This window comes from Olsenella sp. An270 (genome assembly GCF_002159735.1).
In the GTDB taxonomy this organism is placed as follows: domain Bacteria; phylum Actinomycetota; class Coriobacteriia; order Coriobacteriales; family Atopobiaceae; genus Thermophilibacter.
Map to the genome: position 1 here is coordinate 161,743 of NZ_NFJF01000003.1, position 13,511 is coordinate 175,253.

Annotated in this window: 11 protein-coding genes and 1 tRNA gene; 11 read left to right on the forward strand and 1 reads right to left on the reverse strand. The window is 62.3% G+C overall.

The features are described 5' to 3' along the window. Positions 1 to 9: 9 nt before the first annotated feature. The 11 genes from B5F73_RS04885 to B5F73_RS09265 all read left to right on the forward strand — a co-directional run bounded on the left by B5F73_RS04885 (position 10) and on the right by B5F73_RS09265 (position 12,823). Positions 10 to 792 (forward strand): NYN domain-containing protein, encoded by a 783-nt coding sequence (locus B5F73_RS04885; RefSeq protein ID WP_087227136.1) that lies wholly within the window; start codon positions 10 to 12, stop codon positions 790 to 792. A gap of 20 nt (positions 793 to 812) precedes the next feature. Next, a complete protein-coding gene (locus tag B5F73_RS04890) occupies positions 813 to 1,376 on the forward strand; it encodes a hypothetical protein (protein WP_087227138.1) in 564 nt (187 codons plus the stop codon). 84 nt (positions 1,377 to 1,460) lie between these two features. Then, positions 1,461 to 2,348 (forward strand): hypothetical protein, encoded by an 888-nt coding sequence (locus B5F73_RS04895; protein ID WP_087227139.1) that lies wholly within the window; start codon positions 1,461 to 1,463, stop codon positions 2,346 to 2,348. A gap of 4 nt (positions 2,349 to 2,352) precedes the next feature. Next, positions 2,353 to 3,543: a purine-nucleoside phosphorylase gene (locus tag B5F73_RS04900; protein ID WP_087227142.1), complete on the forward strand. Its 1,191-nt coding sequence runs from the start codon at positions 2,353 to 2,355 to the stop codon at positions 3,541 to 3,543. A 144-nt stretch (positions 3,544 to 3,687) separates the two neighbouring features. Further along, positions 3,688 to 3,763, forward strand: a tRNA-Thr gene (locus B5F73_RS04905). A 209-nt stretch (positions 3,764 to 3,972) separates the two neighbouring features. After that, entirely contained in the window at positions 3,973 to 5,022 is a 1,050-nt protein-coding gene (locus B5F73_RS04910) for an inorganic phosphate transporter (protein WP_087227144.1), read from the forward strand. Positions 5,023 to 5,080: 58 nt separating this feature from the next. Beyond that, complete coding sequence (locus B5F73_RS04915; protein ID WP_087227146.1) at positions 5,081 to 5,707, forward strand: DUF47 family protein; 627 nt, start codon at positions 5,081 to 5,083, stop codon at positions 5,705 to 5,707. Positions 5,708 to 6,047: 340 nt separating this feature from the next. Then, positions 6,048 to 7,184 carry an aldo/keto reductase gene (locus B5F73_RS04920; RefSeq protein WP_087227148.1) on the forward strand — a complete coding sequence of 379 codons (1,137 nt, stop codon included), beginning with the start codon at positions 6,048 to 6,050 and terminating at the stop codon, positions 7,182 to 7,184. 71 nt (positions 7,185 to 7,255) lie between these two features. Continuing rightward, positions 7,256 to 7,897, forward strand: a complete 642-nt coding sequence (locus tag B5F73_RS04925; protein ID WP_087227149.1) for an HAD family hydrolase — start codon at positions 7,256 to 7,258, stop codon at positions 7,895 to 7,897. A 12-nt stretch (positions 7,898 to 7,909) separates the two neighbouring features. Next, complete coding sequence (locus B5F73_RS09500; protein WP_239379808.1) at positions 7,910 to 8,755, forward strand: hypothetical protein; 846 nt, start codon at positions 7,910 to 7,912, stop codon at positions 8,753 to 8,755. Positions 8,756 to 8,941: 186 nt separating this feature from the next. Then, complete coding sequence (locus tag B5F73_RS09265; RefSeq protein ID WP_143803139.1) at positions 8,942 to 12,823, forward strand: hypothetical protein; 3,882 nt, start codon at positions 8,942 to 8,944, stop codon at positions 12,821 to 12,823. Positions 12,824 to 13,121: 298 nt separating this feature from the next. On the opposite strand, the gene B5F73_RS09370 is transcribed toward B5F73_RS09265, so the two are convergent. Next, on the reverse strand, positions 13,122 to 13,262 hold the full coding sequence (locus B5F73_RS09370; RefSeq protein WP_158094765.1) for a hypothetical protein: 141 nt from the start codon (positions 13,260 to 13,262) through the stop codon (positions 13,122 to 13,124). Positions 13,263 to 13,511: the final 249 nt, after the last annotated feature.

The window sequence follows — 13,511 nt, forward strand, 5'->3', positions numbered from 1 at the left end:
AGGAGATGCATGAACACGACTGACAACCCGCAGAGCTCCATCGCGGTGCTCATAGACTTCGAGAACCTCGCCCTGGGAACGGGGCGGCGCAAGCGCAACGGCCACCAGGAGCCGGGGCCGCTGCCCGACGTCAAGCTCATCCTCGAGCGCCTGGTCGACAAGGGCCGCATCACCGCCAAGCGCGCCTACTGCGACTGGCAGCGCTTCGAGACGGCCGTGACGCCCCTGCACGAGCTGGGGATCGAGCTCATCGAGATCCCGGACCGTGCCTACACGGGCAAGAACTCCGCCGACATCCGCCTCGCGGTCGACGCGATGGAGATCTGCCTCACGAAGGACCACATCGACACCTTTGCCATCCTCTCCGGCGACTCGGACTTCTCGCCGCTCGTCTCCAAGCTCAAGGAGTTTGGCAAGACGGTCATCGGCGTGGGCATGAAGGACGCCACCAGCTCGCTGCTCACCGAGGTCTGCGACGAGTTCATCTTCTACGAGGACATCACGCGCGGCCCGGGCATCCCGGACTTCTCGTCCAAGGTCCCCAAGGACAAGCAGGACTGCTACCAGCTGCTCTTCGAGACGATCGACGCCCTCCAGCGCGAGAGCGACTCCTTCATCCTTGCCTCGCGCCTCAAGGACACGATGAAGAGGAAGCGCCCGCAGTTCTCCGAGTCCAGTTACGGGTATCGTTCGTTCACGGCGCTTCTCCGCGAGGCGGCGAAGCTCGGCTTCATTGAGATTCACCAGGACCCCAAGAGCGGCACCGCCGTGGTCGACGGGTTCTGCGAGTAGCGAGAAAGGAACCGACCAACATGGCAGACGTTGACGACACGCAGGTATCGGGCCTCATCGAGGAGCTCTCCGGCGCGAGCCGCCGCAGGCGCCAGGAGGTGGCCCACCAGCTCTCCATCGCGGCCAAGGCGCATCCCGACCTCATGCTCGCGCACGTCGACGCCCTCGTCGACGCCCTCTACCGCCCCGAGGCGCAGACGCGCTGGGAGGTGCTCGACGCCCTCTCGGCCATCGTCGACGTGAGCGCCGATGCCGTGGCGGAGGCCTACGACGGCGCGGAGGCCTCGCTCTTCGACGACGGATCGGCTACGGTCCGCCTGTCGGCGTTCGTCTTCCTGTGCCGCTTCGGGGCGAGCTCGCCGGAGCGCTCCGACCAGGTCTGGCCGCTGCTCGACGAGGCGATCCAGTGCTACCACGGCGACGCCGAGTACCGCGACATGCTGGCGGCCCTTCTCGGCCTCGCGCGCGGCGCGGCGTCGGACGCCACCAAGGACGCCCTCGCGGCGCGCGTGCGCTTTGACGCCGAGAGCGGCTCGGGCTACATCAAGACCTTCTCGGCCGAGATCCTTCAAGCTCTCGAGTAGGTTTGTGAGGTTGCCGGGATCGCGCCCTCCCGACGATAGAATCGGCGGGGAGGCACGAGCCGCACCGGACGCGATGGGGGAGTCATGAGCCAGGACGAGAGGGACGTCGAGAAGGGCATCGAGGGGGACGCCGTGGGCACGAGGCGCGAGCTGCCGACCGCGGCCTGGGTCGTCATCGCGGTCGTCGCGCTCGCCATAGGCGTGGCCGCCGGGCACTTCCTGCTCGGCGGGGCGGGGACGATCTCCCTGAACGGCCGCACGACGCTCTCCGCCGGCGAGCTGGACAGCACAGTCGCCACCTACACCGTGGACGGCAGGACCGTGAGCGTGACGGCCCGGGAGGTCCTCGAGGAGTCGAGCGGCGACGCGGAGCTCACCGCCAACGAGGACGGGACCTACGACGTCCCCTCCGCGAGTGACGTCCTCACCTACGCCCAGAACCAGATCATCCTCGCCGACGCCGACGCGCGCGGCCTCACCGCCACCGACGACGAGGTGGACGAGTTCGTCTCGACTAACCTCGGCACCGACCTCGCGACGCTGGCAACGAGCTGGGGCATCGACGAGGACGCCGCGCGCTCGGTCGTCGCTGACGCCGTGACCATGCGCAAGCTCCAGGACGAGGTCGCCACGACCGAGCTCCCCGAGCAGCCCACCGCCCCGTCGGAGCCCGCCGAGGGCGCGGAGGACGAGCCCACCGCCGAGTACGCGCAGTACGTGATCGGCCTGCTCGGCGACGAGTGGGACGCCGACGCCAACGACTGGGCCCGCACGGACGGCACCTACTACGCCACGCTCTCCGGGTACGAGATCTCAAACGACGCGGCGACCTACGCCGCCGCGAGCGCCGCCTACAGCGTCGCGTCGAGCGTCTACGAGGAGGCCTACAACCAGGTCTCCGAGGAGCTCTCCGCCTACACCGACGCCCTGCTCTCCAAGGCGACCATCCAAATCGGCTCGCTCGCGGAGTAGGGCCATGCGCGTCGCGATCAGCGCCTGCCTGCTCGGGGCCCCCGTCCGCTACGACGGGGGCTCCAAGCCTGTCTCCGAGGTCCTCGAGCTGGCCGAGAAGGTCGACGTCGTGCGCGTCTGTCCCGAGACAGCGTCGGGCCTGCCCGTGCCGCGACCGCCCGCGGAGCAGCTGGGCGGGCGCGTCCTTCTCGCCGACGGTCGCGACGTGACCGTCGAGTTCTCCCTGGGGGCCGAGCGCTGCATGGACGTCGTCCGCCGCCCACCGGTCTCGTTGGCCGTGCTCAAGGCAAAGAGCCCCTCCTGCGGCGTCGGCCTCGTCTACGATGGGACGTATTCCGGAAGGCTCGTCGCGGGCCAGGGCGTCTTCGCCGAGCGGCTCGAGAGGGAGGGGATCTGCGTGGTCACCGAGGAAACCGTGCGGGCGTGCAAGCCGAGCGTGGAGCATCCCGTCGCCATCGTGCTGGGAAGCGGCCTCGGGCACCTGGGGAGCCTCGTGCGCCCGGTGCGTCGCATCGACTATCGTGACATCGAGGGGTTCCCGCTCTCGGCGCGCCCCGTGGCCGGGCACAGCTTCGAGGCCACGGTCGGCACGATCGACGACGTTCCCGTGGTGGTCTACCCCGGTCGCATCCACCTCTACCAGGGCTACTCCGCCGCCGAGGTGACCGCGCTCGTGCGCCATGCGCATCACCTGGGCTGCCGTGACATCGTCTTTGCCTGCGCGACGGGCGCGGTCCCGGGCAACGCCGGCGTGGGCCTGGGCATCCTCACCGACCAGATTAACCTCACCGGGCGCAACCCGCTCGCCGAGTGGGACGGCCTGCGCGACGTGGAGAGCCCGTTCGTGGACATGAACGAGGCGTACTCCCCGTACCTTCGCTCGATTGCGCGCGGTGTTGCCGACGACCTGGACATCCACGTTGACGAGGGCGTCTACGCGGGCGTCCTCGGTCCCTGCTTCGAGACCCCCGCGGAGGTCTCCGCCCTGCGCAAGCTGGGTGTGTCCTACGTGGGCATGTCCACCGTGAACGAGGTCATCATGGCCAAGGCGCTGGGGATGCACGTCCTGGGCCTCACGCTCGCGGCCAACGAGTCCGGCGCGCCGGCGGTGACCCACGAGACGGTCCTGGAGGCGGCGAGCCACTACGCCGAGGACTTCGAGCGCCTCGTCCGCGGCGTCCTGCACCTGCTGTAGCGCGTCCTTCTCGCCCCGCTCTTCTGCAAATGTGCCGACTTGGCAGGGATTTCTCTGCCAAGTCGGCACATTTGAGGACACTACGACCAAAAACACGGCTTGCGCGGCGAACGCTCTTCTCGTATAGTGAGTTACCGCTGATGTGCCAGCTTAGCTCAGTTGGTAGAGCACCGCTCTCGTAAAGCGGGGGTCACCAGTTCGAGTCTGGTAGCTGGCTCCAGCCAAAACTTCGAGCCGTCGGGCGTCCGCCCGGCGGCTCTTCTCGTCTCGCGACCAATGTAAGGGCTTTGTAAGCTGGCCCTCGGAACGCGCGCCGTGGGCACTTCTCGGCCTTGCGCACGGCCTGTTTACGCTATCCTTATCGAGCGTTTACAAAGCTGTGACAATTGGCCGACCCCCCCGGCGGCCGAGAAGGAAGCGAGTTCGCCCTTGATTAGCTTTGAGCAGTTCCTCGGCGTCCTGTCGAGCAATCCCTTTCTGATCATCGTCATGGTTCTCGTCATGGGCACCATCTTTGTCAACGGTGCCACGGACGCCGCCAACGCCATCGCCGAGCCCGTCGGAACGCGCTCCATCGACGTCGACTCGGCGATTCTCATGAGCGTCATCTGCAACTTCGTGGGCCTTGTCGCGATGTCGTTCATCTCCACCGCCGTCGCTGACACGATCTCCGGCATGGTGGACTTTGGCGGCGACACGCATGCCGCGCTCATCGCGCTCGCGGCCGCGACGGTGGGCATCGTGGCCTGGGGCCTTGGCGCCTGGGCCTTTGGCATTCCCACCTCCGAGAGCCACGCGCTCATCGCCGGCCTCACCGGCGCCGCCCTCGCCGTCTCCGGCGGTCTGGGCGGCGTGAACATGGGCGAGTGGATCAAGGTCGTCTACGGCCTCGTGCTCTCCACGGTGCTGGGCTTCATCGCGGGCTGGGTGATCTCCAAGGTCATCCCCATCGCCTGTCGCAACGCCGACCGTCGCACCGCCAACAACTTCTTTGGCCGCATGCAGGTGCTCGGCGCTGCCGGCGTGGCCCTCATGCACGGCGCGCAGGACGGCCAGAAGTTCATGTCCACCGCCATGCTCGCCATCGCCCTCTCGCTCAACATGACGGTGGGAGAGATGGGCGGCTTCCCGCTGTGGATCATGGTGCTGTGCGCCGCGGTCATGGCGATCGGCACCGCCGTGGGCGGCAAGAAGATCATCAAGAAGGTCGGCATGGAGATGGTGCGCCTGGACAAGTACCAGGGCTTCGCCGCCTCCGTCTCGGCCACGGCGTCGCTGCTCATCGCCACGCTCACGGGCCTTCCCGTCTCCACCACCCACACCAAGACCGCCGCGATCATGGGCGCCGGCGCCGCCAAGGACCCCAAGTCCGTCAACTGGGGCGTTGCCAAGGAGATGGTCCTCACCTGGGTCTTCACGTTCCCGGGCTGCGGCGTCATCGGCTTCGCCCTCGCCAAGCTCTTCCTGCTCGTGTTCTAGCCAGCAGCGATTCACGACCGCACGTTCTTCTCGTCAGCTCGTAGGAAAGGGAGTCCACATGCCTCGCATCAAGAAGGAAGACGAGTTCTACACCATGCTCAAGGAGTTCGCGGCCCTCATCGTCGAGGCGGCGGACGAGTACCATAAGATCATCTGCGAGTTCCCGGAGTCCATGAGCTCCATCCCGCAGATGAAGGTCTACGAGTCCACCTGTGACGAGCGCGTGAAGACCATCATGGCCAAGCTCTACACCTCCTTCATCACCCCGATCGACCGCGAGGACATCTCCAGCCTGGCGCTGGCGATGGACGACGTCGTGGACTCCATGTACGGCGTGGCGGTGCGCCTCGACCTCTTCAACATCGGCGACCTGCGCATCGAGGCCAAGCAGATCTCCGAGCTCACGGTCCACGCCGTCCACGAGATGCAGCAGATGATCAACCACCTCCCCGACTACAAGAAGGACCGCGTGGTCCTGGAGAAGGCCATCGAGATCGGTACCGTCGAGGACGAGGGCGACACCGTCTACCAGAAGGCGCTGCGCCGCCTCTTCTCCGACGAGGAGGACGCCTCCGGCAAGTACGCGGTCACCTGGCTGCGCATCTTTGACCGCATGGAGCTGTGCCTCGACGCGTGCGACCGCGTCTCCGGCATCGTGCGCGACATCATCATGAAGGACGCATAGGCGAGAAGAACGTCCATCGCGCGTGCGCCTGTCGATGGTGCGCGGTTTGGGTTCTCTGGATGAGAGGAACGGATCTCAGAGAGCCACGCCACCTGGTCTTTTGTTGCGTGTGACCGTATCTTGCATCGACGTGTGGACCCAAACCCGATTCTGGGTTTGGGTCCGCGTTTTTCTCAATCTGTACGATAATCTATATAATTCATGCAGTTTTGCACCTTGCCCTCCCGGCTCGTCGGCGTTTTGGAACCCAAACCCTCAGAGGGGACTTCTCGAGCGTCGTCACGAATTCGTCGGCTATACTAATACGCAACATGGCGTCGCTTATGGAGAGGGGACCCGCATGCTGTATCGTGACTTCAAGGGACTCAGCCTTTCTCGCCTGGGCTTTGGCGCGATGCGCCTCCCGTGCGTGGATGGCAGCGACGCCACGCCCGACCAGGACGCCGTCAACGAGATGGTGGACTATGCCCTGGCGCACGGCGTCAACTACTTTGACACGGCATGGGGCTATCACGAGGGACGCTCCGAGTCCGTTCTCGGGCGCGCGCTGACCCGTCACCCGCGCGGGTCGTACTACCTGGCGGACAAGTTCCCGGGCTACGACCTCGCCAACATGGACAAGGTCGAAGAGATCTTCGAGGAGCAGCTCGTCAGGACGGGGGCGGGCCACTTCGACTTCTACCTCTTCCACAACGTGTGCGAGATGAACGTGGACGGCTACCTCGACCCCGCCAACGGCATCCTTGACTACCTGCTTGAGCAAAAGCGTGCGGGCCGCATCCGCCACCTGGGCTTCTCCGCGCACGGCGCCATCCCGGTGATGGAGCGCTTCCTCGACGCGTACGGCGACCACATGGAGTTCTGTCAGCTGCAGATCAACTACCTCGACTGGGAGTTCCAGAACGCGCGCGGCAAGGTCGACCTCCTGCGCAAGCGGGACATCCCCGTGTGGGTCATGGAGCCGGTCCGTGGCGGCAAGCTCGCGCGCCTTGGCGAGAAGGACGAGGCGCGCCTCGCCGCCCTGCGCCCCGACGAGCGCCCCGTTGCCTGGGCGTTCCGCTTCCTGCAGGGCATCCCCGAGGTTACGGTGACGCTCTCCGGCATGTCCGACTTCGAGCAGCTGAAGGAGAACGTCCAGACCTACTCCGAGGAGCGCCCGCTGTCCGAGGAGGAGCTCGCCGCCCTCATGGACATCGCCCACGAGATGGGCGCGCAAGGGACCGTGCCGTGCACGGCGTGCCACTACTGTACGAGCCACTGCCCGATGGGGCTCGACATCCCGCACCTGCTCTCGCTCTACAACCAGCTCGTGGTCACCGGCAAGGGCGACTTCATCGCCCCGATGGCCCTCTCCGCGCTGCCCGAGGACAAGCGCCCGGCTGCCTGCATAGGCTGTGGGAGCTGCGCGGCAGTGTGCCCGCAGCAGATCGACATCCCCGGCACGCTCGCGGACTTCGCAGGCCGCCTGGCGGGCTAGCCTGCGCGGGGAAGGCCGCCTCGGCGCCCCCTCTGCTACACTCGCGGGACGAGACGAGGGGAGGGGGCGCCATGGCAAGGCCGGAGACCCTGGGGGCGGTCCTGTTTGACTTCGACGGGACGCTGTGCGACACCGAGCGGCACAACCTCGCGCTAGTCCGCGAGGTGCTGGTGGAGCTCGACGCGCCCGTGAGCGACGAGGAGCTCCTCTCCATAGCCGGCGGGGACGACCGCGTGGTCATCCCGCCGATCCTGGAGCGCTACGGGTCCCCCTACGACATCGAGGAGTACGAGCGCCGCCGCGACGGCTGCTACCGGACCTACTCCCAGGCCCCGCTCGCCCTCGAGCCGGGCGCGCGCGAGCTCGTCTCTTCCCTGCGCAACCGCGGGGTCGCCGTGGCGCTCGTCTCGACGACGGTCGCGCGCTGCGTGCTCACCGCCCTCGACCGCCTGCGCGCCCTCGACCTCTTCGACGTGGTGGTGACGGGTGACATGGTCGAGAGGCGCAAGCCGCACCCAGACCCCTACCTGCGCGCGCTCGACCTCCTGGGCGTGGGCGCGGGGGAGGCCTTGGCGGTGGAGGACTCGCCGGCGGGGATAGCCTCGGCGCACTCCGCCGGGCTCCATGCCATCGGCTACTCGGGCTGCTCGCTCGGGCAGGACCTCTCCGCCGCTGACGAGGTCGTGGACAGCTATCTCGGCTTCATCCTCTAGGGGGTGGGCGCCGTGATCGCGCGACACCCCCTGTGCGACCCCATGCCGCTTTTGAGCTCGGCGTTCGAGCCGGGGAGGTGCCGTGAGCTCGTCGAGTCGATGCCGGAGGGGCCGGCCCGCGACGTTGCCCGCGCCGAGCTCCTCTACTTCACCGGCCAGGCCGAGGCGGCCGCCGCCGCGGCACGCCCGCTCCTGGCGAGCGACGACCTCTCCGTGCTCCTCTCCGCGAGCCTCGTCCTCGGCTACGCGAGCCTCTCGCTCGGCCAGGCCGACGACGCCCGCGCGGCGCTCGGCACCGCCCGGGCCGCGGTGGGGGAGGGCCTCGACGACGCCGACCCCCTGGCCTCAGCCGTCGCCTCGTTCTTCGTCACCACGGCGCGCACCCTTCTCCACCTGCCGCTCCCCGAGCGCGTCCCGCCCCTCGAGGATTGCGTCGGGCTCCTCCCGGAGGGCCTGCGGCCCTTCGCCCTCTACGTGCTGGCGCACCAGGCGTACCTCGTGGGCGAGCACGGCCGGTGCGTGGGCGTCGCCGAGGCGGCGCTCGCCGTCCAGGGCGAGGCGCGGCCCATCACCAACACCTACCTGCACCTCGCCTGCGTCATGGGCTACGTAGGCATGCGGGACGTGGGTGCTGCCCGCGCGAACCTGCTGGCCGCGTGGGACCTCGCCCGACCCGACGCTCACTGTGCGCAGCTGGACCAACCAGGAGATTGCCGACCACCTTGGGGTCTCCGCCAACACCGTCAAGCGGTATCTCTCACACGCCATGGAGAAGCTTGGGGCGGGAAATCGCAGGGGGCTCGAGCGCTGCATGCTGCGCTAGCCGCGCACCGCTTACTCCTGCCTTCCGTGGCATAGCGCCTGAAGGCGGGGAAAGGACGGGCGGTTGTTCATGTGAGCGCGCTTTGCCCGTCTATTACCCATTTTGCCGCCTGAAACGGGTGATGGCGATGCTGGATCCTTCACGAGACAATGGAAATGGCATCCGTTGAGTGATGGGCGGCATCTCCGCCTGGCGTGCAGGAAGACAAGGGAGGCATCTGTATGAAAGAGCAGGTACGCCGGATTTTCGCAGTTCTATTGGCGGTGATTATTGTTGCGGGCGCCTTGCCCTACAGCGCCAGCGCCAGTGAGAACCGCTACACAGATACGCCCTATCAGAAGGCGGATACCATCGTAAACGGTGAGACCTACGTTTTCTTCAGCCACATTACTAACAATCTGGAGAAGTCGGATCCTGCGGACCGATTACTAACGGCTGATTACGTGATGCCAGGAAATATAAATGGTACCTCTACCACCAACTTTTCCATTGACGAGAATGGAATACTGTGGGGCAAGGACGGCGATCTCAAGGAGTATCGGTTTGTTATTACTGAGGTCCCCGGCGCTATCGATGAGGGGAATCAGGGATATACAATCAAACAGGCGTCCGCTGACGGAGAGTACCTCGGCGTCACCCAAACTTATCAGCTGACAAGACAAGACGGATGCACGATTGAATTTTTTGCCGGAAGTACCACGCGTAAGTTCGATGGGTCGATATGTCCTACCCTGGCATTTGTCTATCTTGCGGACGAGCCCTGTACTTGGTACTGGGAAGAAGGGACTCATCAATTCTACGCACGCTACACCAGTGATTTGAGTTCTCTCGGAACGGAAGTTAAGATTATCACCAACGGGACCATGTACATGCAAAGTGCAGATGGCCGGTTTGATCTTATCTACTGGCAGGGAAATCGAGATCCATACAATTTTGACATCAGCTGTCCGTACACTTATGTAGACGAGGACGACTTGCTCGGATATAAGGGCTATACCTATAATACATATGGCGGAAACTATAAGCTGTATCTCGGAGGCGTTAATTCCGGGAATGAAAAACTAGACTATTACGCCAACAACCTTGCTGAAGTGCTCCATAATCCATATTACTATTTATGCAATCAATACCCTACGCTGGGCAAAGGCGGCTGCGCCTCGCTCAGTGTGAAAAACGGTGATGCCGATCTTTACGACGCTGCCGCTGAATGGAGTGCACTTACTCTGTATCGCCAAATACCGAGCTATGAGCTGACGGTGGACGGCGGATCAGGAACCGGAGTGTACCTCTCGGATGAAGAGGCCACAATCTCCGCGGATGCCTATACGGACAGTGGGCACTTTGTGAGATGGGAAGTTACCTCCGGCACCTGTACGATAGACGATCCAGGCTCCCCTTCGACTACGGCAACGCTCAGCTCCAATGCTGAGATCAGGCCCGTATATGAATCCCATACCCTGCCAGCGGACGACGGGGATTGCACGACGGAGGTCAAGTGCTCAAAGTGCGATTATGTGGCGACGCAGAAATACGATGCGCATAGCTATGGTTCGTACACGAATCCTGAGCCCGGAAAGCACGTGCAGCAGTGCACAAACCCTGGGTGCACCAAAACTCAGACGGGAGAATGTGCGTCCAGCAAAGCAGCCACGTGCCTGTCGCCGCAGGTCTGTGATGTGTGCGGCAGTTTCTTCGGGGAAAAGGACCCCAATAATCATGTGGGAGATCAGGTCTGGCAACAGACGGAGACGACTCATAAGAGGACGTACAACTGCTGCGGTGCCGTTACGGTAGGGGAGACGGAGCATACGTGGGAGAACGGGATATGCACCGTATGTGGGTACGTTTGCCAGCATAGGGGTGGTGAGGCGAGTTACTTCGCGCAGGCGGTTTGCGAGACCTGCGGAAGCGGATACGGGCCTCTTGCCATCGACGGTACGGCGCCCACTGGAGAAATTAAGGTTTCCGGTAACGTGTGGAGCAGCTTCCAGGACACGGCCGACCATGAGCTGTTTTTTGATGGAGCGCAGCAGGTGGAGATAACCGCTTCCGACGACAGCTACAGTCACATGGGATTCACGGATGATGAGAGCGCGAAAATAGAGTACTACCTTCACACTAGCGATATCCCGCTGACTGAAGAGGAACTTGGAACGAGGGTTTTCACGGAGTATGACGGCGCCTTCGTTATCGAGCCGGATTCCCAGTACGTTATTTATGCGAGAATCACCGACCATGCAGGGAACGTGACGTACATCTCCTCCGATAGCCTCGTGCTTGACGGAACAGCCCCCGCGGGAATCGCCGTTAACACCAACGGATACACCTCGGGAGAGTGGCTAACGGCGGGAGACGTGACCATAACTGTCTCTGGTGCGCAGGCCCTCAGCGGCATTGCAAAGTATCAGTATTCTGCTGACGGAGGGTTGAACTGGACGGACATGACCTCTACGGATGGGTCTGCGATTATCGTAATCTCGGATGAGACCGCCGGCACAGACTACATCTTCCGCGCCGTCTCCAATACGGGACTGACAAGTGAGGCCGAGCCCGTTACCGTGAGGATCGACCGAACGGCACCGGAAGGTGATATCAGGTTCGAGGAGAACTCGGTCAAGAAGCTCATCAGCGAAATTAGCTTTAACCTGCTGTTTAATGAGAACGTTGATGTGGAGATTGCTGGGGTGGATAATCTGAGCGGTGTCGCTCGAATTGAGTACCACCGAAGCGATAAGGCGCTTACGGTAAGTGAGGTTGGTGCACTCAACGAGTGGACGGAGACGAACGGCAGGTTCAGCATTACCGCCGAGGACAAGGCGAGTTTTATCTACTACGTGAAGGTCACCGACAATGCAGGTAACGTTACCTGCTTTGGATCAGACGGCGCGACGTTTGATCTTACGCCCCCAGCAATCAGCGGCGTTGCGAATGGCGGAACCTATTATGTGAGCCAAGCAGTAACGGTATCCGACGAGAATCTGGATGCTGTCACGGTAAACGGCGCAGCGATGACTGACCCAACATTCGTGATTGCCGGCAATACCAATCAGGTTTACAGGGTTACCGCAACCGACAAGGCAGGAAACGCAACAGAATACACTGTGACCATGAAGACCATTGCGAGTCTTGGGGAAGGGGTCGACGGCCTCACTGCTGGCAACGTAACCCTCGATGACAAGGAAGCTATCGATGCAGTCAAAGATGAAATAGTTTCCATGAACGTTGATAATGCGACCGAGGACGAAAAGGCAGCGCTGCAGGATGTAAACGACAGCTGTGACCGGCTTCTGGAAAAAATCGAAGAGGTCTCACAGGCAGTCAATACGGAGAGCGTCCAAAGAGTGGAGGACGTGACTCCTGATAACGTTTCCTTGGAGGACAAGGAGGAGCTTCAGGCTGCTAAAGATGATCTTGAAAAGGCCCTAGAGGATTACGCAGACAATCTAACTGAAGAAGAGAAGGCAGCGATAGAAGAAGACATCGAGAGGATTGAAAGCTCGCTGGAATCCATAGAGAAGGCGGCAGCTGTTGAGGGTGTTATCGGCAGGCTGCCGGATACAGTTGAACCGGACGATGCGGATGCGGAGCAGATTATCAACGACGCAAAAGAGCAGTATGACGCACTGACAGTTCATGAGAAAGCGCTTGTCAACGAGGAGGCTAAAGAGAGGCTGGACAGCTTGTTGGCAGGGCTCGTTGATTACAAGGTCGTCGAGGGCGACGGAAACAAATGGGAAAAGGGCGGAGGGACAGCGCTCTCCTTTATAGCCAATGGTGCCTATTCCAAATTCACCGGCATTGAAGTCGACGGAAAGCCCGTGGATCAAGCTAACTATGTGACCAGCTCTGGCAGCACAATCATAGTCCTGAAACCGGATTATCTAGAGACCCTATCCGTCGGCAAACACACCTTGACTGTTCGATATGCAGACGGCGAGGCGAGTTGCGAATTTGAAATCTATGCCAAAGAGGGCGATGTCATACCAAGAACCGGTGATAGCAGCACTGGTGCTCCGCTGGCTGCGTTTATGTTGGCTGCCGGCGCAGCACTGATCGGAGCCGCCCTTCACTGTCGAAAGATGAATCACGGCATGCAGCACTGACGCTATGCCCCGTGGGCCATACACCCACGGGGCGTTTATTGTCATTACTGAGCAACTGAATAATCTAAGCGGCCCCGCTATCACCAGCTTTATCACGCGAAACGGGTAATGGCAGGGCCAAAGTCTCCGCGTAACAATAGGAGAATGCTTCCTGAGCGATTGGCAGCGTCTTCGTCTCGCGCACAGAAGGATTGGCGAGGGTATAAAACGACAGCCAACTGAAATCCTCTTCGGTATCGCGTTCGCGTCGGCGGTAGCCTTCTTCAACGCGGCTGCTCCCTGCCACGTAGGAGAGCATTCAACTAATGGCATGGGCGTCGGCATGCGACGAGTCTTTGACCGGATTTTTGCCACTCCACAGACGATAGTGGTTGGCAATACGCAGCGTCCCGTAACTTCCATCGGCGATAGCGCGTTCGATGGATGCAACGAGCTTCATTAAAGGGCCTTCATTTCAGAAGCCATGAGCCTTAATACCGATGTATTACTCGACACAAGTGATTTCCCTAACATATTTCGCCGCAAGGCTGCAGAGAAATTGCGCGATTCATCAGGTGACAAGATGCACGTTGTGATTGTCTCCTTTCAAGACAAGAATGGAAGCATCTGTTCCAATTCCCCCGATATTGCAGGCAATGGTTGTGACAGTGTGTGATTGACAGACTTGATAAAGCGGCAGCCGATTAGC